Annotated in this window: 20 protein-coding genes and 1 pseudogene; 5 read left to right on the top strand and 16 right to left on the bottom strand. The window is 41.7% G+C overall.

Going from position 1 to position 20,483, the window contains the following annotated elements; translation table 11 throughout:
* Window positions 1-420, bottom strand: a pseudogene (locus NF859_RS03775) (ABC transporter substrate-binding protein); the annotation flags it as partial.
* Window positions 421-609: 189 nt separating this feature from the next.
* On the bottom strand, window positions 610-888 hold the full coding sequence (locus NF859_RS03770) for a hypothetical protein (protein WP_252743068.1): 279 nt from the start codon (window positions 886-888) through the stop codon (window positions 610-612).
* Window positions 889-937: 49 nt separating this feature from the next.
* Here NF859_RS03770 and NF859_RS03765 point away from each other — a divergent pair, with 49 nt between their 5' ends.
* Window positions 938-2,869 (top strand): helicase C-terminal domain-containing protein, encoded by a 1,932-nt coding sequence (locus tag NF859_RS03765; protein WP_252743067.1) that lies wholly within the window; start codon window positions 938-940, stop codon window positions 2,867-2,869.
* Here NF859_RS03765 and NF859_RS03760 read toward each other — a convergent pair.
* The 7 genes from NF859_RS03760 to albA all read right to left on the bottom strand — a co-directional run bounded on the left by NF859_RS03760 (window position 2,866) and on the right by albA (window position 8,128).
* Window positions 2,866-3,051: a PLDc N-terminal domain-containing protein gene (locus NF859_RS03760; protein ID WP_252743066.1), complete on the bottom strand. Its 186-nt coding sequence runs from the start codon at window positions 3,049-3,051 to the stop codon at window positions 2,866-2,868. The two genes, NF859_RS03765 and NF859_RS03760, sit on opposite strands and share 4 nt — an antisense overlap.
* A 176-nt stretch (window positions 3,052-3,227) precedes the next feature.
* Complete coding sequence (locus NF859_RS03755) at window positions 3,228-4,571, bottom strand: cyclic 2,3-diphosphoglycerate synthase (RefSeq protein ID WP_252743065.1); 1,344 nt, start codon at window positions 4,569-4,571, stop codon at window positions 3,228-3,230.
* A 169-nt stretch (window positions 4,572-4,740) separates the two neighbouring features.
* Window positions 4,741-5,832, bottom strand: coding sequence for an eCIS core domain-containing protein (locus NF859_RS03750; RefSeq protein WP_252743064.1), 1,092 nt, complete (start codon window positions 5,830-5,832; stop codon window positions 4,741-4,743).
* Window positions 5,833-5,854: 22 nt separating this feature from the next.
* A complete protein-coding gene (gene psmB / locus NF859_RS03745) occupies window positions 5,855-6,454 on the bottom strand; it encodes an archaeal proteasome endopeptidase complex subunit beta (RefSeq protein ID WP_004067422.1) in 600 nt (199 codons plus the stop codon).
* Between the two features lie 97 nt (window positions 6,455-6,551).
* Window positions 6,552-7,085: a CBS domain-containing protein gene (locus tag NF859_RS03740; protein WP_252743089.1), complete on the bottom strand. Its 534-nt coding sequence runs from the start codon at window positions 7,083-7,085 to the stop codon at window positions 6,552-6,554.
* Window positions 7,086-7,143: 58 nt separating this feature from the next.
* Complete coding sequence (locus tag NF859_RS03735; RefSeq protein ID WP_252743063.1) at window positions 7,144-7,740, bottom strand: ArsR/SmtB family transcription factor; 597 nt, start codon at window positions 7,738-7,740, stop codon at window positions 7,144-7,146.
* Window positions 7,741-7,852: 112 nt separating this feature from the next.
* Complete coding sequence (albA, locus tag NF859_RS03730) at window positions 7,853-8,128, bottom strand: DNA-binding protein Alba (RefSeq protein ID WP_004067437.1); 276 nt, start codon at window positions 8,126-8,128, stop codon at window positions 7,853-7,855.
* 185 nt (window positions 8,129-8,313) lie between these two features.
* Here albA and purB point away from each other — a divergent pair, with 185 nt between their 5' ends.
* Entirely contained in the window at window positions 8,314-9,666 is a 1,353-nt protein-coding gene (purB, locus tag NF859_RS03725; protein WP_252743062.1) for an adenylosuccinate lyase, read from the top strand.
* On the opposite strand, the gene tiaS is transcribed toward purB, so the two are convergent.
* On the bottom strand, window positions 9,663-10,946 hold the full coding sequence (gene tiaS, locus NF859_RS03720) for a tRNA(Ile2) 2-agmatinylcytidine synthetase TiaS (protein WP_252743061.1): 1,284 nt from the start codon (window positions 10,944-10,946) through the stop codon (window positions 9,663-9,665). The genes purB and tiaS overlap by 4 nt on opposite strands.
* An 86-nt stretch (window positions 10,947-11,032) precedes the next feature.
* Between tiaS and NF859_RS03715 the strand changes: the two genes are divergently transcribed.
* Window positions 11,033-11,989, top strand: a complete 957-nt coding sequence (locus NF859_RS03715; protein ID WP_252743088.1) for a transcriptional regulator — start codon at window positions 11,033-11,035, stop codon at window positions 11,987-11,989.
* Here the strand turns inward: NF859_RS03715 and NF859_RS03710 are convergent.
* Window positions 11,982-13,232, bottom strand: a complete 1,251-nt coding sequence (locus NF859_RS03710) for an HD domain-containing protein (RefSeq protein ID WP_252743060.1) — start codon at window positions 13,230-13,232, stop codon at window positions 11,982-11,984. The genes NF859_RS03715 and NF859_RS03710 overlap by 8 nt on opposite strands.
* 70 nt (window positions 13,233-13,302) lie before the next feature.
* Window positions 13,303-14,580, bottom strand: coding sequence for an AMP-binding protein (locus tag NF859_RS03705; protein WP_252743059.1), 1,278 nt, complete (start codon window positions 14,578-14,580; stop codon window positions 13,303-13,305).
* Window positions 14,581-14,715: 135 nt separating this feature from the next.
* On the opposite strand from NF859_RS03705, the gene NF859_RS03700 reads away from it, so the two are divergent.
* Window positions 14,716-15,756, top strand: coding sequence for a hypothetical protein (locus NF859_RS03700; RefSeq protein WP_252743058.1), 1,041 nt, complete (start codon window positions 14,716-14,718; stop codon window positions 15,754-15,756).
* Window positions 15,757-15,761: 5 nt separating this feature from the next.
* Window positions 15,762-16,889 (top strand): DUF835 domain-containing protein, encoded by a 1,128-nt coding sequence (locus NF859_RS03695; RefSeq protein ID WP_252743057.1) that lies wholly within the window; start codon window positions 15,762-15,764, stop codon window positions 16,887-16,889.
* A 13-nt stretch (window positions 16,890-16,902) separates the two neighbouring features.
* Here the strand turns inward: NF859_RS03695 and NF859_RS03690 are convergent, their stop codons facing one another.
* From NF859_RS03690 to NF859_RS03675, 4 genes are all read right to left on the bottom strand, one after another.
* Window positions 16,903-17,544: a Ribonuclease P protein component 3 gene (locus NF859_RS03690; RefSeq protein ID WP_252743056.1), complete on the bottom strand. Its 642-nt coding sequence runs from the start codon at window positions 17,542-17,544 to the stop codon at window positions 16,903-16,905.
* Complete coding sequence (locus tag NF859_RS03685; RefSeq protein WP_252743055.1) at window positions 17,541-17,996, bottom strand: RNA-binding protein; 456 nt, start codon at window positions 17,994-17,996, stop codon at window positions 17,541-17,543. Before NF859_RS03685 ends, NF859_RS03690 begins: the two co-directional genes overlap by 4 nt.
* Before the next feature lie 156 nt (window positions 17,997-18,152).
* A complete protein-coding gene (locus NF859_RS03680; RefSeq protein ID WP_252743054.1) occupies window positions 18,153-19,601 on the bottom strand; it encodes a hypothetical protein in 1,449 nt (482 codons plus the stop codon).
* Entirely contained in the window at window positions 19,586-20,455 is an 870-nt protein-coding gene (locus NF859_RS03675; RefSeq protein ID WP_252743053.1) for a hypothetical protein, read from the bottom strand. Before NF859_RS03675 ends, NF859_RS03680 begins: the two co-directional genes overlap by 16 nt.
* Window positions 20,456-20,483: the final 28 nt, after the last annotated feature.

The raw sequence follows: 20,483 nt of genomic DNA, 5'->3' as shown, positions 1-20,483 counted from the left end.
GACTATGTATTGTCTGCTTATGAGGAAGTTCAATGCGTATCTTATGTCTCTGCAGGCGAATGGGTTGAAGAACTTCTTCTCACCAACTGTGATGAGATATGGGTTGTCGTCGTCGTGGACGGGGTTGACTTCAATGTCGTTGTAACCGGATGCTGACTTGATTAGGCTTAAGTTGGCCAGCACTTCTTGGGATAGTCCTTGGTAGAGTGACTGAGCAGTATCCCATAGGAAAATGTCCAGCTTCCCAGCCGCAACATCAAGAATGGCTGCTACTTCGTCGGATCGGGTTTCAATATGGATAACATCTGCTGCTGGGCCCTTTTCAGTTGTTTGTGCACTTGCAAGTTTGGGGGTAGTTGTCAAAACGCTAAAAAGCATCAAAAATATTATTATCCCTATAGCAAGTTTTTTGCTTCTCATTAGACATCCCTCTATTCATTATTAAGTTGCTATTTAACAAGCCTTAAGAATTTTAGCTGGATATCTAATTTTAGCAATATACTACCGTATTTATGTTTTTACTAATATATAAAGTTTTTTACAATCTTCTGCGTAAGGTGAGAATAGTTTTCTTTAAAATTATGGGATACTAAACAAACCAAAGATAAGTCAAATAGAGTTAAATTTGTCTTTTATCACGTTCGCTATTTTCTCCTTTTGCATCATGGGGTAGATTTTGTAAAGTTTGTAAATGAAATAAGCCGCTCCTGTGAGAATTCCGGCTATTACGAAGGGAATTTTTGACGGCAACGGAAGGCCGCGATGCCACTTGTAGAGAAGGTAGTTCTGGTAGTAGAAAAGGTAAGCTAAAACCGTGATTATAGCCCCCTCAATTCCAGCCTCTATCAGCTTTTTTTGATATTCTTCCATTTTACTCCCTCTCTTCACTTTGGGAAAAGTTAAAAACCTTCATTAATAACCTTTTTGATGAGTTGAGATGAGCGAATACTTTCCCTATAACTCCTTAAGGCCAAACCAAGAAGAGTTCATCAAGCTAGTGGATAATGCAGTAAGGAACGGCGAAAATCTTGTCATTGAGGCTCCAACAGGCTTTGGAAAAACTGTAAGCGTGTTGGCTGGAGCTTTACCCTATGCCAAGGATATGGGATACAAGATAATCTACCTCGCAAGAACGCATAAGCAGATGGACAGAGTTATAGAAGAGCTCAAAGCCATAAGCAAGAAAACCCATGTAAGCGGAGTTGAATTCAGGAGCAGAAAAGAACTTTGCCTCCACCAGTATATTCAAAACTTTGCCCCCGACGCTTACAATGCGATGATAGTCTGCAAGAATCTCAAAAAGCTTGGCAAATGCGAGTTTTTTGAAAACTTAAAGAAAAAGAAGGAAGAATTTGACGAACTTGTCCAGTACTTCATTCAAACGCCTGCGGAACCTATAACAGTACTCACCTATTCTAAAATGTTTGACTTCTGTCCTTACGAGCTTACCCGGAAGGTTGCACTTAATTCTGATGTGATAGTAGCGAGCTATCTCTACATGATAAATCCCGCTATCAGAGAGAACTTTATGAGCTATTTTGATTTTGACTACTCTGATTTGATAGTGATCTTCGATGAAGCACATAATCTGCCAGATCAGGCAATAAATGCCCTAAGCGACAAGGTAAGCATCCATAGCATCAACAGGGCAATAAAAGAAGCCGATGAATACAAGGAACACGAGATTGCCAATTTTTTGAGCATCTTTCTAAAGGGATTGGAGAATCTCTATCAGGAAAAATTGAAGGATATGAAGGTTGAAGAAGTTCCCATACTTCCTGAAAGCATCTTTTACCACGTTTTTGACGTTCTGGGAATTAATGAGAGACAGCTTATTAGAATTCTCGATCAGATGGTAAAGGCTGGGGATGCAATAAGGGAGGACAAAATCGAGAGAAACCTTCCTCCGAGGAGCTATGTCGGAAGGGTAGGGGAGTTTTTGCTCCTTTGGTTTGCCCTTATCGGGAAGGAGGATTATCTCTTTTTGATGAGCAGAGATAAAGGCTTCTCTCTTGAGCTTGTGGCATTGGATCCTTCAAAAGCTCTGAGTTTTATTAAGAATGTGCAATCGGCAATCTTCATGTCTGGAACGCTAACTCCCCTAGAGGCTTTTGCAGACATAATGGGAGTAGAGGGCAGGCTTAAAAAATTCCCCCGGATGGTTAAGAGAGAAAATGCCCTTGTTTTAGTTGCTAGGGATGTCTCCACAAGGGGGGACGAGAGAAGCCTTGAACTTTACAAGAAGCTTGCTAGATATGTTGTTGAAGCAGCAAAGCTCATCCCAAAAAACGTTGGCGTCTTCACGGCTTCTTATGAAGTCCTCGAAGGACTTTTATCTGCCAATGTTGATGTACGGATAAGAGAAGAGACTGGAAAAAAGGTATTTATCGAGAAGAAAGGGGCCTCTTCAAAAGAGAACGACCTTTTGGTGATGGCATTTAAGAAGGAAGCAAAGAAGGATGGTGCTGTTTTGCTTGGTGTGATGGGAGGAAGGAACAGTGAGGGGCAGGATTACAGCGGAGATGAAATGAACGGCGTTGTTTTAGTGGGCATTCCCTATGCGAGGCCAACGCCGAGGGTTCAAGCTCAAATAAGGTACTTCGAAAACAAGTTCCCTGGGAAGGGAAGGTACTATGGTTATATTTTACCGGCTCATAGGAAGCTCGTTCAGGCTGCTGGAAGGGTTCATAGGAGTGAGGAGGAAAAAGGAGCAATAATAGTCTTGGATTACCGCTTGCTCTGGAAGTCTGTTCAAAGAGACCTCCCAGATTGGATGAGAGAAACACTGAAGCCCGTTACTTTAACATCAATGAAGAGACACCTTATAGACTTTTATAGGGGAGAAAAAATTAAAGTTGAAGGGACTTAATCCCTCTTCTCCACAATATAGTATGCAACTGCCCCAATTAGGCCGAACAGCAGTGCCACAATTATCCATAGAATTTTTCTGCCAATGCTCATTTCTTTTTGGTTCTTGGCGATGTCGTAAGCCACCCATAAGAGGCTCAAAAGCCCAATGATCAAGCTTATTGCCCACCACATTCCCAGCATGATTTCACCTCGAAGTATTTGTTACTATAGGACTTTATAAAGATTTCTAATTAGAAAGAGTAAACAAGAAACAAAACACACATCATGGGCACCAATTGGAGGTATATGACAAAAGAGCAGAAGAACATGGTGTCAAACTTGATTTAAAAGTCAGAATATAAAAGAAAGGAAAGAATTCACTCCTTCTTAACGTGCTTTTCGACGAATTCCTTGAGAATGTCCTTGAGTTTTGGATATCCTATCTCTTCAAGCTCGTACTTGACTCTGACGGCTGGCTTGTTGAGGTTCATGAATCTTCTAAGATCAACTGGGGTTCCCATGATGACCACATCTGCATCTGCTCTGTTGATGGTCTCCTCAAGCTCCTTGATCTGCTTCTTACCATATCCCATTGCTGGTAGGATAACATCAAGGTGTGGGTACTTCTTGTATGTTTCAACTATTGAGCCAACGGCATAGGGTCTTGGGTCGATGATCTCTTTGGCCCCGAACTTCTTGGCTGCAACGTAGCCTGCTCCGTATTTCATTCCACCGTGTGTGAGTGTTGGACCGTCCTCAACCACGAGAACTCTCTTGCCCTTAATGAGCTCTGGCTTGTCAACGAAGATTGGAGAAGCGGCTTCAATTACAATGGCGTTCGGGTTGACTTTCTCTATGCTCTCCCTTACCTTTTGAATGTCATCTCTGTTTGCTGTATCAATCTTGTTTATAATTATCACATCGGCTGCTCTGAAGTTGGTCTCACCTGGGTGGTACTTAAGCTCGTGTCCAGGTCTGTGTGGGTCGGTAACTACTATCCAGAGGTCTGGAACATAGAATGGAAAGTCGTTGTTTCCGCCGTCCCAGAGGATTATGTCAGCCTCTTTCTCCGCCTCGCGGAGTATCTTCTCGTAGTCAACGCCAGCATAGACGACCATGCCCCTCTCTATGTATGGCTCGTATTCCTCTCTCTCCTCGATGGTGCACTCGTACTTGTCGAGGTCTTCAAAGGTTGCAAACCTCTGGACAACCTGCTTTCTCAAGTCTCCATAGGGCATTGGGTGTCTTATGGCAACTACTTTGTAGCCCATCTCTTGAAGGAGCTGGGCAACTTTCCTTGATGTTTGGCTCTTTCCACAACCTGTTCTAACTGCTGTAACCGCTACAACTGGCTTGGTGCTTTTTATCATTGTGCTCTTTGGCCCAAGGAGCCAGAAGTCAGCGCCAGCGGCATGTGCCCTTGAGGCAAGGTGCATAACGTGTTCATGGGAAACATCTGAGTAAGCGAACACAACTATGTCAATGTCGTGTTCTTTGATTATCTTCTCAAGATCGTCCTCACTCCATATTGGGATTCCGTTTGGATAAAGCTCACCAGCAAGCTCTGGTGGGTAAATTCTACCCTCGATGTCTGGAATCTGGGTGGCTGTAAAAGCTACCACTTCATATTCGGGATTGTCTCTGAAGAACGTGTTGAAGTTGTGGAAATCCCTTCCTGCCGCACCAAGAATTACGACCCTCTTTCTTTTCTTTTCGGCCATTTCTATCACCTCAAAATATTTTGGTTTAGGCAAATAGTGTTTGAATTTTGGCATTTATAACTATTTTTGTTGCCTAATGAAATATTTCGTCCAAAAATCTTCATTTTGCCCTCGTTAATCAAAAAGAAGTTTCGATAATAATAGTACAAAACTAGACATAAGAGAACACCTATTGTTTTGGTAGTATTGTTTTAAGCATAAGCTCATTTCCACTAACCGTTACTTGGGCTTCCAATTTGGTTAACTCATTAGCCTTTTTAGTGAGAAGGTTTTGAATTTCCTGAAGAGCCCTATCATCGTTCCATAGACTCTTCCATATCACCAGATAGTGCGTGGAGTTTTCCGCTAGGATTATTTTATCCCCTCGCCATGCTATAGAGGTTTTTAGGGCCTCTTCTTGGTCTACGCCATTAGTCACAAGAAGGAGATAGAAATAGAACTCCCCGAGTCGATCTTCGTGAATTATCCTGTAACCTCTGTCTAAGCTTATCTCCACTTCTTGGGGAAGAACTTTGGCTAAATAAAGCTCTGGATGCATTATCTGCTGGGTTGTTTGTGGTGGATTTGTGTAGGCTTCATTAACAAGCTCCCAACCTCCTTTTTGGTAGAGGTATTCGACGAATTTGTCACCAAAAACATAGGGAAAGTACCCAAAGTTTATGGGAGGATCTTTGAGGTATAAGGAGGTTATTTTCTTTATTCTGATACCGTGCTTCTTGCAATAAAGGTCAGCAGTTAAGTCTGCATCACCCTCAATTAGGGCTTTAATAGCAAGGCTACCGTCAAGTGTCTCTGGGTACTTTGGGTCGAAGTACTGCTTTTGTATCACGTGGGTAAATTCATGGGCTAGAACCCTCTTGGCGGTATCTCCCGTTTTAAAAAAGTTTTCCGAGATTATGTAAACTTTATTCCCGGAGGTAACCGCTATCCATGAGGCAGTTTCTTTTTCTCTTGTTTTTGTGAGGTTATAGTCAAGCGGAACAAGAAAGGTCATCTTGTATATTAGCTCCCATTTTTTGATCTCTTGGTAATCCTCTCTGCTTGGACCCCATTTTTTAAGGGCTTCTTCCTTAGTAAGGACAATTATTTTTGGATTCTCCTTAAAACTAAGCCCCCTTATTTCTTCTACTTCTTTCGATATGTTGGAGGCTATCTGAAGCACTTGCTGAGCATCTTCGCTTGGATAGGAGTAGTTGTGATACAAAAACGCAATAAAGAAAATGCCTATGAGAAAAAGGGCAAGGAGAGATTTGTTCCTCATTTAACCACCAGAAATGCAGAAATCACTCCTTAAACTCGACGAACTCTTCCTTCATGCCATCTTTGGTTATTGTAACCACCTGAATCTTCCTTTCTCCCGTGTAAACATCTCTCTTACCTGCTGTCCTGACTGCCCTTATAGCCAATTCTCTAGCCTCTTCGATTGTCATATCTTCCTTGTACCCGTCTTCAAGTATTGCTATTGCAAATGGACTACCAGAACCCGTTGCAGTGTAGTTATCAAAGATAAGCCCTCCCAAAGGATCGAGGCTTGCAAGTGTTGGTTCCTCAACGTAACCACCGATGATTATCTGCACCATGTAAGGGAACCATTTGCTCTCGTTGAGTATGTTGCTAAGAAGGTTTGCCATAGCCTTTGCCGTCATGGGTTTTCCCCAGGTGAATTGGTAGTATCTAGCCTCAGCTTCAAGCATTCTCGCTAAAGCCTGCAAATCTCCGACGCTTCCCGCGGTTGTTATTGCTATCTTGTCGGTTATGGGCAAAATTTTCTTTATGTTGAGGGTTTCCACCATGTGATCGAGAGAAGCTTGAGTGTCTGCTGCCAATACTACTCCATCTTTCAATTTAATTCCAACGGTGGTTGTTCCGGTTTTCTTTTCCATATCTTCTCACCTCTAGATGTGTATTCCTTAGAAGAGTTTTAAACCTTTGGGAATATAAGCTAAGCTAAAGCGGATTTAAAAATAATCGAAGGAGTATTCAACCTTCAAGCATGTCTTTGCAGCTCTCGCAGACCCATCTTTCATAGCCTTCGTGGACAACCCTGTGGAGCTGAGCATACTGCCCACAAACCTCGCATATTCCGTAAACTTCTCCCTCTTCTTTTTCAGCTTCCTCTTCCTCGTGATTGTAGGCATTTACCGCTGCAAGGAGATCTGCCGCCGTTACAAAGCCCATTGGCATTCCAAGCTTTGTTACAAGGAGTCTCCTCACTCCTTTTTCCATCATAAGTTCGATTGCATCCTGAATGTCATAGTCGTATTCTATCGTTATGGGGTCTTTTGTCATTATCTCACTGATTTTTACCTCTTTAGGGTCCTTCCCCTTGGCAACTACCTTGTTGAGAATGTCTCTGTCCGTAACGATACCTATTATCTCGTCTTTGTCCATGACAACCGCACTGCTTACTTTGTTCCTTGCGAGAATTTTCGCAACTTTTTCAACAGTTTCGGTTGGTCTAACAACAACTGCCTTCCTTTTAACTATTTGCTCCACAGTAATTTTTGGCATCATTGTTATTCCCTCCTGATTCATGTTGAACTACGATAAGAAACTTAAAAATGTTTTGGGATTAAATTTTCTTTTTCATTAGGTATCGAGAAACTAGGAAAAACCCTACCACAAATACTAAAACCGCCAAAATGTATGGTATTGGTGAACTCTCAACTAACTTGGGTGTAACCGTTTCGTTAATACCCTCAAGCCCTGGAGAAGGGGCTCGTTCAATAGCGTATGTTGCATTCTTGGCAACTAATTGGGGTTCTTCTTGGAGGAGCCTGTCAAATAGTACATAAACTCCCGAAGCTAGAAGCCCGGCTATTCCCAAGCTTATAATCTGTATTTTCTCAAAAACTCTTAGGAAACGTTTTTTGACTGGCATTCCTCTAGGAAGCAGAAGAATTGGCTTTGATGCAGCCCTGTAGAGCTTCACCTCTTGTAACCTCTTCCCGTATTTTTTCCCTGCAATTTCTACAAGCCCTACCCTTACCATTTTATCTATGTGATAGGAAACAGTTGACATTGGGATTCCAAGCTCCCTTGCTATTTCTGACATTGAGAGCGTCTTTTCTTGCAGAAGTCCCAGTATTAGAAGTGAAGTTTCATTTGCAAGAATTTGAGCCAATTCTTTAGCCTTCTCATCTCTCACATCAATTGTTTCAAATTCCACCTGCTACACCAAGATTATTTGGCAATAAAAATATTAAAACCTTTGTTTTCACTTCAAAAGGGATTGAAGTAAAAATCTGAGTAAAGTTATGAAAAGGAAAGAAAAGCTAAATTCATGGCTTCTCGAGGATGATCTCGATTGTTGAAGTGTTGGCTGTTCTTCCATCAGCTGTTGGGAGCTCCTCTGTGCCGATCTTTATCTCCTTAACCCTAACCTCTGGAAGGAACCTGTTCCTGACGATCTCTGCAACGTCAACGGCCCTGCTGATAGCCCTACCTCTTGCTCTGATGCTAACTTCCTTTGCACCCTCGTTGAACTGGGTTATTACGGCCAATACATAGTTCATAACAGGCTTCTTTCCTATGAAGACAACATGCTCCTCTGCCATTTTTGACACCCTCCGAAAGTTTTGTCAATAGCAAACTTTGGATATGTGGTTAAATACTTTTCGGTTAAATACCAGAGTTTCCAAATATGTCCTAAAAACTCAAGAAGTTGAGTTTTAGTTTTAACATCTTTGTGTACATTAGAAAATCTTTTTAAGGTTGATTATTACAAAAAATTGGTGATACGATGGCTATTCATCCAATTGATTACAGGTACGGTAGTGAGGAAATGAAACGCATTTGGGAGGAAGAAAATAAGCTCCAAAAACTTCTTGAGGTTGAGGCCGCCTTAGCAAGAGCCCATGCAAAGCTCGGCAACATCCCCGAAGAGAGCGCGAGGATAATCAGCGAAAGGGCAAACACAAAATGGGTAAAAGTTGAGAGAGTTAAGGAAATCGAGGCTGAGATTCACCACGATATAATGGCCGTTGTTAAGGCATTAAGTGAGGTTTGTGGAGGGCATGGAAAATACGTCCATCTTGGAGCGACTTCCAATGATATAATAGACACCGCCAACGCTCTTCTTATTAAAGAATCTTTGGAGATTGTTTTAAAAGATCTGAGGGAGCTCCGTTCAATACTCAAAAACCTCGCAAAGGAGCATAAATATACAGTGTGCATTGGAAGAACTCACGGCCAGCATGCCGTCCCAACAACTTATGGAATGAAGTTTGCCATCTGGCTAGATGAAATCCAAAGACATATTGATAGAATTGAAGAGGCCAAGGAGAGAATCCTTGTAGGGCAGATGAGTGGTGCTGTTGGAACAATGGCATCCTTTGGCGAAAAAGGGCTTGAACTTCAGCGTTTAGTTATGGAGGATCTTGGCCTTAAACCCGCAAGAATAAGCAACCAAATAATTCAGAGAGACATCTACGCAGAGCTCATGGGCATTCTAGCCTTAATAGCTTCAACCCTCGACAAAATAGCCCTTGAGATAAGAAACCTCCAGAGAACTGAGATTCTTGAAGTCAGCGAACCCTTTGGAAAGAAGCAGGTCGGCTCTTCAACAATGCCGCACAAGAGGAACCCGATAAGATGTGAAAAAGTCAGTGGGCTTGCAAGGGTTATTTATTCCAACGTTATTCCAGCTTTACTCAACAATCCGCTTTGGCATGAGAGAGACCTTACCAACTCTTCAGTTGAGCGTGTTATTCTTCCAGAGACGTTTATACTCTTAGACGAGATGTTGAAGAGCATGAAGAAGGTTTTATCTGGTTTGGAGTTTTTCCCGGAGAACATAAAGAGGAACCTCTACCTCACAAAGAACCTCATAATGGCCGAGCCGCTGATGCTCAAGCTTACGGAGAAGGGAATGGGGAGGCAAGAGGCTCACGAGTTGGTAAGGAAACTCGCCATGAAAGCATTTAAAGAGGGAAGGGACTTGTTAAAAGTAGTAAGGGAAAGTGAAGCCATGGAATATCTCACTGAAGACGATTTAAACTCCCTAAAGCCGGAAAACTACATAGGCTTGGCTCCCCAGATAGTGGATAACGTAATAGCCTACATAGAAGAGGTCGAGAGAAGAGAGAGAAGTTAGTTCCTCTCAGCTGCTTCCAAAATTTTTTTCTCTCCAAGCGGAAGGACGAGCGGTCTGGAAAGATGTTTCCTAGCATCTGGTGGAACTTCGTAAATTTTTTTCTCAAGCTGGCGGGGCAGCCTTTTTGGAATCAAGACTTTTGGCATTTTATGCCCACACTTCTTGCATTTCAGATAGTCCCCTTTGCTTTTCATCGTCCCCCCACACTTTGGGCATTTTGGCTTTTCATAAACTATTTTTTCGGCAAGCCTTATCGGGTAGAATTTTTCTAAGTTGAGAGTCAAAACACCCTCGAATTCCTTCACTCCTCCAGCTGCAATGATCTCGTCGCCTTCAATTAACATCCTAACGTATCTTCTAAATCCCTTAGTGGGCTCAAAGGCTGCAACCCTGATTGTGCTAGTTTCGTCGCTCAGCTCAAAAAACACGTGCCTTCCTTTCTCCCAGTATTCTCTACTAACTCTTCCTCTTACAACAGCACTTTCTAAGGGCTTTAATTCGCCGATCTTTCTAAACCTCAAGTGTTCATCTGTATTCTGGTTTGTTTTATAAATCTGGAAAAACTCCACAGGCTCTTCGATGATAAGGTTTTCAAATGCCCACAAGACCCTATTTTTGTCTATTCCCCTAATGCCAACCAGAACAGGGTCTTTTCCGTGGGGTGTTATTAGAACGCTCCCCTTGAAGGGGTCGACGTTATCATATGTGAAGGGATAGGTTAATCTGTCAGCTTCAAACACACTCTCTCTGTTGACCCTCCTTTCTTTTCCCCAAAATTCTCTCTTCCTATATGCCAAGAGTTCATAGGTGAAGTTTTTCAATGGATGACCAACTGCCGCTAGGGCTCCTATTATGCCCCTGCCGAGCTTGAACTTGTGGATTTCTGCATTTACTTCTCTCGCAACTTTTTCAGCATCCTCAATGGTAACGTGCTCCCATATAGCTTTATACGTAAACTCCTCCAGCTCCTTGGGAAGTTCTCCCTCCAGAAATACAACTCCGGGGTTTGTGTTCTCATGATTAAAGTCCGATAACTCCTCAACCATTTTCAGAACGAACTCTTTTATCTTTGGAATCTCCTCATCTTCCACTTCGAAACTCATTGCCACAGCTCCGTTTCCCCTTGTCTTGTACGGCACGTTTGGGTTTAGACGGATGAGCTTTGGAAGGTCTAAAGGCTCCGCTACCCTGGAGATCTCTCTATACAGCAGGGCACCTAGATAAGTGGTGCACATCCCATCCGGTGAATCCGTGTCGTCAATGCCTATGTGGAGCCTCATCATCCCTTAGGATATGCCAAATGGTTAAAAGTTTATCCATCAATGGGAAACTTTTAAATTTCCAAGCTTTATTTATAAATGATATGATGGAAAAAGAGAGATTGTTGCGAATTGTTGAAAGCATATTCAGGGGAACTGGATTTAAGGTAGCGAGAATGGAGTTTAAAGGTTCGTGCTTTGACCTAGCTGCGAGTAGGCTCTTTTTGTTGCTCTTTGTGAAAGTTCTTCAAAACATCGATTCCCTTACAGAGGAGCAGGCGGAAGATTTAAAACGTTTAGCCAAGTTCTTTGAGGCTTCTCCGCTTATTGTGGGGTTAAGATCTAAAAACGAGGAGCTTGAGGAAGGCGTAGTTTACGAGAGACATGGAATTTACGCTCTAAACCCCCAAACGCTGTATGACATTCTTGTGGAAAACGAACTACCTGCAATCTTTGCCGAGAGAGGAGGCTTTTACGTGAGGGTTAACGGAGAATACCTGCGAGAGCTTAGGGAAAGACACGGTTACAGCATTGGGGAGCTTGCTGAGCTTCTGGGGGTTTCAAGAAAGAGCCTCCAAAACTATGAGAGGGGAGAGCAGGCCATGAGCCTTGAGGTTGCCCTGAGGCTTGAAGAGCTGTTTGATGCCCCAATTGCAAAGCCCATTGATGTCCTCAACGCCAAAGTTGAAGCTAAGATGGAAGTTGAACCGGAGACAGAACTTGAAAAGGAAATTTTCAAACGCTTAGAGGATTTTGGAATGGGTGTTGTTAAAATCAAAAAAGCTCCGTTTGATGCTATCTCAAAGGAAGAGGGAGTGAAGATTTTAACCGGCATAAGCGAGAGAAAGACATCATCAACTGTGAGGAGGGCTCAAATGGTAAATGAAGTCAGCAAAATTATCCAGAGCGACGGGCTGTTCATCCTCGAAAAGACTAAAACCGAGGTTGTGGGAGAGATTCCCCTCATTCCAAAGGAGAAGCTCAACGAGATTAGGGATGCCGATGAGCTTATTGAGATGATTGAAGAACTCAAGAAGGAGATAAAGAGAAAGATATTTAGCTGAAGAAAACCTTTCTCCACATGTCTCTAATCTTGTCGACATATTTTGATGGCGATGCAACCATTACGGCCCATCTGGGTGTTTGCCTTCTCTTGAGGGCGTTTGCAAGTGGGGTAACTTTTGTTAGGGGCTTTATTTCTCCGGTGTGCATTACTACTCCAATTTCCGTTGACTTCAATCTCGGCTCGGTAAGCATTAGATCAGCCGTTGAGAATTCTATAATTACTTCTCCTTCCTTCGCTCCCACGGCATCTGCTAGTTTCCTTTCGAGCTCTTGGCGTTTCTTTATGTCTCTATAAACTGCCAACAATTCTCTTTTTTCCTCGGCGGTAAGTTCATCGGCCCCTAATAGCAATGCCGCCTTAAACAAGTCGCGGTACTTGATACGCTTGACGATTTCCCTTGGATAGCCTTCCAAATCCTCGAGCTCCACGAGAACTCTGCAGTCTGTCATCTTCCAGAACTCCCAGAGGTAGCCGTCTTCAAGGGCAAACTCCAAAGCCCTAGTCAGCATTCCCTCCGCTATCTTTACCGTGTGGTGGAAGTAGACCCTTGAGTACATCAGTGCTCTAGCTACCATCATGCCCTCAACTGCCTCAACCCCCTTCTCGTCAACAACAAGCTCATTGTTGTGAATTCTTAGAACCTTCAGAAGCCTCTCAAGGTCGATTATCCCATGGGCTACTCCGGTGTAGTGTGCATCTCTAATAAGGTAATCCAGCTGGTCTACATCTACGTCTCCATGTAGTGCCTGTCCGAGATATCTTTTTCCATATTTGCCCAGAATAAGGTCGGCAACTTCTTTTGGCTTGTATCCGTAAAAGTCAAGTATCTCAGGTATGAACTGCCTTTCTTCTATCTCTCCATCTATTATGTCAATCTTTCCAAGGATGATGTTTTGGCCGAGATGCATATGGTCGTATTCCCTCACATAGTGCTCGTATATCTGCTCGAAGGTATGTGAAAACGGACCGTGGCCGATGTCGTGAAGCAAAGCTGCTGTCTCCAGGAGGGTTTTTTCCTCTTCGCTAAGTCCCAGTTCCATGGCGAGCCTTTTTGCAATGTTGTATGTCCCTAGGGAATGCTCAAAGCGGGAGTGATTTGCACCGGGGTAGACAAGATACGCAAGGCCGAGTTGCTTTATATTCCTAAGCCTCTGAAATTCTGGAGTTTTTATGAGGTCTAAAATGAGCCCGCTTATCTTCATACTTCCATGAATGGGGTCGTGGATTATCTTTGGCTTCATAATTCTCACCTAGAATAGACTTGAGGTTTTTAAGTTAAATAATTTACCATACAAAAAGATAAAATAGGGCCTAGAGGTCTTTTCCAACTATGAAAATTCTCTTTGTCTTCCCTGGTTTTTGAGGTAAGCCTTCTCTTACTTTCTCTGCGGGGACTACCTCTACGACAAGCTCAGAGGATTTAGCCTCTTCAACCTCATATCTAACTGGGTTGTTGGCTTCGTATATTAGGCTCTTTATTTCGTCTTCTATGCCGGATGGCTTTTCTCCCACGTATCCGACCTTTATTATGGCTTTTGGTTTTGGATTACCCGGCGAGAGAGGGTGGTAGATTATCACGAAGTCCACCAAGAAGGGATATCTGTGAACGATGTCCATAACCTGATCTATGTGAAGCTTTGCCCCTCCAAGGCTTATCACGTCTTTTACCCTGATTATGTTCATGACTTTTCCATCAATTACCTTTGCTATATCTCCAATCTTATAGTTAAAGATTGGCAGTCCCGTAAGTTCGCCTTCTTTCATTATCTTGGTGATGTACATTTCGTAATAGTCCTTATACTCTGGATCCTCGTTCTCTTTTAGGACTATCAGTGATTCTGGGAAAGTGAAGGGCTCTACTTTATTTTTTTTGATAACCCTATAACCTGTTACTCCTTCTTCAGAGCTTGCATAATTATCAACTATTATTGCATTTGGAAAATTGTTAAGTATTGCATTTGCGACCTCTTGTGTAAGGGTCTCTGCTCCTACACCTATTAACTGAATGTCTTCTTTTATACTCTCCGGAAGAATGAGTCCAAGTTTATAAGCTGTTGTAGTTAAGGCAAAAATAGCAGTAGCGTTTGTCTCTCTGAGTTCTTTTATCAACAGGTCTCTATCTCTTAAATATTGGATTGGAAGGCCATGATATGCAATTTTTGGTCTTAAATTTCTAATAGCGCCAAGAACATAAAACCCAGAGGCAGATGGTAATGGCGGAAGAAACGAGGCAAGTTTGTTTGTTTCCAAATACTCTTCTACCCATGCTTTCATTTGTTCACCGGCCCTTTCAATGTCGTCTTCGGTTATTGGAATCCTTTTTGGCATTCCCGTTGTGCCACTAGTTCTCGTAAATACATGGAAAACCTCTAGACCTTTTATGTATGTTGGCCAGACCCTTTCTCTTTCATGCAGATCGTGGGGCTCTATGAATACTTTGTCAGTTAGAGAAGCAAGTGTTTCTGGTTTTAATTCATCTATATCGACATCTGAAAACTTTTCTTTCCAGAATTCCGTTGTCTTGTATGCTGTCTCGGCTGTATACCTTAAATTCTCGGGGTCTTTTTTCCCAAGCAAAATGCCGCTCATTGCTGCAACACCTTGTTATATTACTGTTGCTTTTTATTTAATCTTTTCCCCCACTCATTGTAGAAAAATTTAATAACATCCCCCACCCATTATACTTAGCAAACATCTAATTGGGAGTTCTTGGAGGATGGTAAAATGAAGTATGAAGATTTTGCAAAGGACTATGATCCCCTCAACATAACAGAAAAAGAGACTATCTCGCATCTTAGAGGAATATTTGAGTATCATCTTGAAAATACCCCCTACTGGAAGAGAATGAAAAAGAAAGTAAACTTGGATGAAATCTTTGAGGGGAAGCTTGAAGACGTTTTTGAGAACATCTTCAACTCAAATCTGGCTGTTAGTGAAAAGTACCTCCGAAACAACTGGCTTGATTTTCTTCCCAATAATTATAGGGGAAAAGTAAGATTTTACCAATCTTCTGGAACCACCCGAGAAAGGGGCATACTCCACTGGGACTACGAGTATATGAAGCTTCTTGTGAAATACTCGAAAGCGTCTTTTGACGAGATATATAAGTTAAACGAAATTTATAACGAAGAGTACAGGATGAGAGCTCTGGCTCACGGCCCTTATGGATGGTATCAAGAGGAGATAAGCGAGCTTGTGTGGTCCTATGGGGGCGTATTGTATTTTATTGGCATAGAGACATATAATCTAAAGGAAAAGGTCGAGAGATATGGAGGGAATGTGCCAGAGTTACGACCTCTTAAAATATACACTGAGAGAGTATTAGAAAAAGACAATATAAATACTGTGAAGACTGCACCACCACTTTTGTCCCTTTTTTCAAAAAAAGCTGAAGAGATACAAACAATACTCACAGGAGGACTTGATTTAACTCCACAGAAATTTAAAGAAATCCAGGAAATGTTTCCTAATGCAGAGGTTATCCCTCTCTATGGTCATTACGGTTTTGGGACTAATGTAGGAATAGTTAAAAGGGATATGCTATTATACTATCCGAACTACCCCTTTACTATAATCTTCCCTTTGGTTTGTAGAGATGAGAGAGTTGAAATTGTTAACTATAATGAAAAGGGGAAGATGGGGATAATAATGGCACGTCCTGAACTACTTGTTGTGAAGATTGAAGATGAAGATATTTATAGGGTTCCACCAACAAAACCTTTTAAGTGGGATGGATTTGGCAATCCTAAAAGAGAGGTGGGGTGAGAAAAGTGGATCCATACTCCACACTTTCAGTGCTTCCTGGAATTATAACAATGGGCTTTGATATACTGGCATTTGTGTTAATCCTCAGAATTTACTTTAAAACCAAAAGGACTTCTGCCTTTTATATAGCACTAGCTTGGTTGTTTGATTTCTTTACTGTAGTTCATTATGGCTTGATCTCCAGCACCTACACGACTGGAACGGCATATAGACTCGGATTCCTATTAACTCTGACAAGTACTTTGATATTTATTGGAATAGTTAAATGGCTTAAAGAAGAGAAAATGGGAATAGCCCCCCATTATGTTGAAGTGTTTTCTTTGTTGGGACCAATTCTAGTTCTGTACTTGATTGTAATTGGCATGCTAATGGAAGCAAAAGCCCCAGATCTCAGAGGTTTCCTAGTGTTAAGTAGTTCCCATGGAATAGCAGGGTTACTCTTCATGTGGCTTGGATACTTAGTCAGAGAAATAAAGGATATTTATGGAAAGAAGATAACTTATCTTTCAATAGTCTTGTTAATATTTGGTCTTCACTTGCTTCCAATTCCCATAACTTACACTCTTCCTGAACAGGCAATATTTGGATCAGCAGTTTCTGCCTTTCTCATAGTAGCCCTAACGGTATTAATGATAAGGCTTACATCCTCTGAAGAGTTCCTCAGGCTAAAAACAATGGAAATCCACGAAGTTGAGATAGAGCCGGGTGTCAGGATAATAAACCAAGAAGAGTACAAAAAGGTAAAAGAGAAGTTGAAAGATGCGCCTGTACTTGCGTTTGTCAGAACTTTGAACAATATCCCCGAGAATTGGACTTACTATTTCGTAACCACGGCCACCAAAGAAAGCAAAGTAGAGGCCATATCACCCATGAACTTAGAAAGGATGACAGAGCTGTCGTATAAATATCTAAAAGCAATGGAAGAAGCCGGGAGCAGAGGAATTATACTAATAGACTGCTTGGAATACTTGATCATGTACAACGAATTCACAAGCGTGATAAAGTTCCTAAACAAGCTGAAGGACTTTGTCGTGAGCCATAAGGGAACTTTGATCCTTGTTGCGGAGAGAGATGCCTTTGAAGACCAGCAGTGGGCACTGCTAACTCGCTTGCTCGAAGAAGCCAAAGAATAGCGTTTTTAGGCTTTTAAGACCTTTTCAACTTTTTTAGCATCATTTCTGGATAAAAGCTCAGAGATGCTTTTGCCTGTGGAATCTCCATACCGATGTTTATTCCAAGGCTCATTAAGTCCCTTGGAAAACGTACTTCCCATTTGGATTCAGCTGAGGAAGTTAAAAATCTGGGAGTTTTGTACTTCTCCACAAGCCTCCAGTTTTTCATCATAAACTTCAGTATGTTTGCCCTTTCATAGGGAGTTGCCTTCAGTAGAGGAGCGAGAGAAAAACCCACAGCAACATTGTTTTTAGCCGCTAGCCTCGCAAGGACGTGATCAAAACCGGAATCCTTTCTCCCGTATTCTGGGGCTATCACCGCATCAACCTTGTTCTCTATCGCGAATCTAACAACCCTTAGATTTCCCCCCTGCACATATATGAGGGTATTTGAGATCCTTTTTCTTATTTCTCTTATTAGAGAAGGCTTTTCGGTAATAATCAGCAGTGCAACATTTTTGTACTTTTCTTTAAGCCCTTTAATTTCGCTTTTAAGCTCATCAAAGTTTGGAGGATTTTTTAGGTGAACTTTCTTTGTAAAAACTACCTCATCGTACCATTCTTTGGCTTGATTGTAAGCTTCCTCACTCCTGACGTCCATTTCAATCCACTTCATTCGCTCAACCACTCCCTGATTGCCTTCACAACGCTTTCCTTTTTCATTGGGAATGCTTTGACCTTTATCTTTACTTGGATAACGTCTTCTCCTTCACCAACCTTCGCCTCTCCTAGGTATGCCTTCTGTTTGTTGAAGCGAATGAAAAACGTTCCCGTATCGTCAACCTTCTCTTCAAGGTTTTCTAAAAGATATTCCTTATCCTCTTCGCTTAAAAGTCCCTTAATGTGCTCCAACATCTTTTTTACACTTCTGCTTCTCTTTATCTCGGCGTTTATGACCTTTATCGGATTTCCGAAGTAGCCTTCGGTTTCAACTACCTCAAACTCTATGTCCTCAGAAGGAATATCCTCTGGAAAAAAAGTCCCCATAGCCTCGAGAACCTTTTCTGGATCCTCGGTTGCATGGGCAAAGGTTGACACTCTTATATGGTGAGCCTGAAGCTTTGCCATATCTTCACCCCTTTGAAGTTTTGAGAAGATTGTTTAAAAGCTTTTAACTCTCAAAATACCTATTGAATTTCATTGTTCTTCACTTCCTAAATATACCCGTCACAACAATTTTCATTGTTTGGAAAAGGTTAACTATGAAACCAGACTCCAAATTTTTCAAAATGTTATCTTCTTTTTCTTTAGGAAAACTAGCAAAACAACTACCACAACCATAAGACTGCTCAAAATAACTGTTCTCGAAGAACCCTTGTTCTTTGACCTCTCAGACAATGCCAAGAGCATCTCCGGAGTTATGTTCTTAAATTTACCGTCTTTAAAGGAATATATCATATTCTCGTTAAATACAATCCATCCTCCACAGCAAAGCGCTACCCTGTATCCATGGTTTTTAAGGGCATCCAGAAGCTCAATGCTTTTTCCTGATGTGAAATTGAATACGTGAGTTGAGTTAAACAGAAGAACTGAACTCTTTCCAGAAGCTACAAGCATGCTCCCAGGCTCAATTCCTGGTGCGGGGAACCCCTCTAATTCCTGCATGATGACTCTAAGGTAATTGCCTTCGACTTCCAGAGAGCCAACTTGGACAAGTAAAGCTCCTCTGATCTCAAATAATTCCAGCAAGACATGGATGTCCTTGACGCCCTTAATGGTTGGGATACTTGAAAGGATATAACTTTTCTTGGAGGTCGTCACCGGATAAAGTGTCGCATATTTTTCAAAGGTATGTATTTTGACGAAATCAGTGCCGTTAAATAACCATACATTAACTCTTGACTCGTTATGCGAATCTCTACTGAGAAGTACCGGCTTTCCAATCCACACCTTTGGGGGATATGGCCCTTCTCCCAACTCTCTTTTTTCTAATCTCCGATTGTAGATTAAAACCAGAGAAGAGTTCCTGATAGTGAATACTCGAACCCATCCTCCATCTGACGATACCACAAGAAAGGTTTTGCCACCATCAACAGCCAGCCCCACCGAGTATATACCGGTTTTACTGAAGTTGTACTCTCCGAGCACTTTTCCATTCTCATCAACTAAAGATTCCCCGATGAGCCAAGCGTTAAGCGCAGGGATCCAGAGCTCCTGCCCAGTGACATTAAGAGGGGCTAGGTTTTCATCTTTTAAAAGGTAGTGTTTAAACTTGAAAGTGCACTCTCCAGTGTTGGGATCATCATGGGAACCCGCTTCTATAAAAGTTAGAAAGTACTCTCTGCCATTCCACTTAATTTCTAAGTCATTATCCGTGCATAAGCTACCCCCACTAAAAGTTTTAACAAGCCTAAGGACACCATTCTGGTATGTGTAAAGGCTAACAGTTTCCCGCCTTCCCTTTTGGAGGAGCCAGTACTTGCCGTTCCAGTGTCTCACTAAATATGATGTAGTGAAATTAAGTGGTTCTACTTCAAAGGAGTAACCGTTGTAAGTTAGAGCATAAAGTTTATTCGATGTAGTGTTGAGAACCACGAATGCTACCTTGTCTCCGACAGAATAAGCGTTTATGATTTTCAGATTGTCAGTACAACCAGCCGATACTGGAATAGAGCCGATAAGTAGAAGAAAGAGAATAGAAACAAAGACAGTGTCTTTTACCACTCTGGACATTGATTCCTCACTTCATCAACATTGTTTGTATTAGCATTGTAGTAATATGCTCTCTGTGGCCAAGTATCTCCAACCACCGAATTCTTTTGTGCTGTAACATAGTCACATGCCTTATTTATTAGGTCTGGGTATGAGTTAATAGTCCCATCTACTTCCATTTCTATATATCCGTTAGGAATGCTCCATATCCAATTCAAAATCTCAACTAGTGCATCAACACCCCTTGTTAAATAGGGATACTCATTAGGAGCTCCTTCCAAAGTTCCAGTGTAATATTCTTTCCATCTTTGATAATAATGTGGCTGAACAAAGACATAAGTAAAGTATTTTGACAGGGGTTTTATGTCAGTGTTATTTAGGTTTATCTTATCGTTGACATATGGTATCCAAATTAAATGTTGCCATTTATTTTTAATGTAGTTTGAGATTTCTTGAATGTCTTCCTCATAAACAACTCCATCACTAACTTGCCATGGATTTTCAAGATACCAATAGAAGCCTATTTGATAACCACTTGTGTTATCGTATACTCCGTCAATCCATCCTTTCCAGTATTGTATCCCTCTAACTCCTCTGGTTTTACTCTCGTCGATGAGAACTGGAACCACAACAAAATAATCGATTCCTTTCAGTATCGAATCTATCCATCTTCCAAGAGATGCTCCATCTTGGTATCCATTGTTGTAGGAATATCCACTAAACGGAATATTCCCATATAATAAGTTCCCATTTTCATCTTTTGCAGCAGAATGCAGAGCTATTGCATAGGTAAATCCTCTGTCTTTCAGCTGAGATGGTGTTCCTGCGGAGGGAAATGTTTCATAATTTCCATCTTGTGCTTTAAAGTACCACAATCCATATGTGGCCGTAATATCACCTCAA

Source organism: Thermococcus alcaliphilus (genome assembly GCF_024054535.1).
GTDB classification, from domain to species: Archaea; Methanobacteriota_B; Thermococci; order Thermococcales; family Thermococcaceae; genus Thermococcus_A; species Thermococcus_A alcaliphilus.
The sequence above is the reverse complement of the archived record's forward strand: the minus strand, read 5'-3'. Positions and strand labels throughout refer to the sequence as shown.

Bases quoted from the DNA above. Each gene is read 5' to 3' on its own strand.
- purB (WP_252743062.1), top strand. From the start codon at position 8,314: ATGGCTATTCATCCAATTGATTACAGGTACGGTAGTGAGGAAATGAAA.
- NF859_RS03680 (WP_252743054.1), bottom strand. From the start codon at position 19,601: ATGTCCAGAGTGGTAAAAGACACTGTCTTTGTTTCTATTCTCTTTCTT.
- NF859_RS03765 (WP_252743067.1), top strand. From the start codon at position 938: ATGAGCGAATACTTTCCCTATAACTCCTTAAGGCCAAACCAAGAAGAG.
- albA (WP_004067437.1), bottom strand. From the start codon at position 8,128: ATGGCAGAGGAGCATGTTGTCTTCATAGGAAAGAAGCCTGTTATGAAC.
- NF859_RS03690 (WP_252743056.1), bottom strand. From the start codon at position 17,544: ATGAAGTGGATTGAAATGGACGTCAGGAGTGAGGAAGCTTACAATCAA.
- psmB (WP_004067422.1), bottom strand. From the start codon at position 6,454: ATGGAAAAGAAAACCGGAACAACCACCGTTGGAATTAAATTGAAAGAT.
- NF859_RS03740 (WP_252743089.1), bottom strand. From the start codon at position 7,085: ATGATGCCAAAAATTACTGTGGAGCAAATAGTTAAAAGGAAGGCAGTT.
- NF859_RS03710 (WP_252743060.1), bottom strand. From the start codon at position 13,232: ATGAAGCCAAAGATAATCCACGACCCCATTCATGGAAGTATGAAGATA.
- NF859_RS03750 (WP_252743064.1), bottom strand. From the start codon at position 5,832: ATGAGGAACAAATCTCTCCTTGCCCTTTTTCTCATAGGCATTTTCTTT.
- NF859_RS03755 (WP_252743065.1), bottom strand. From the start codon at position 4,571: ATGGCCGAAAAGAAAAGAAAGAGGGTCGTAATTCTTGGTGCGGCAGGA.
- NF859_RS03715 (WP_252743088.1), top strand. From the start codon at position 11,033: ATGGAAAAAGAGAGATTGTTGCGAATTGTTGAAAGCATATTCAGGGGA.
- NF859_RS03685 (WP_252743055.1), bottom strand. From the start codon at position 17,996: ATGGCAAAGCTTCAGGCTCACCATATAAGAGTGTCAACCTTTGCCCAT.
- NF859_RS03760 (WP_252743066.1), bottom strand. From the start codon at position 3,051: ATGCTGGGAATGTGGTGGGCAATAAGCTTGATCATTGGGCTTTTGAGC.
- NF859_RS03705 (WP_252743059.1), bottom strand. From the start codon at position 14,580: ATGAGCGGCATTTTGCTTGGGAAAAAAGACCCCGAGAATTTAAGGTAT.
- NF859_RS03700 (WP_252743058.1), top strand. From the start codon at position 14,716: ATGAAGTATGAAGATTTTGCAAAGGACTATGATCCCCTCAACATAACA.
- tiaS (WP_252743061.1), bottom strand. From the start codon at position 10,946: ATGAGGCTCCACATAGGCATTGACGACACGGATTCACCGGATGGGATG.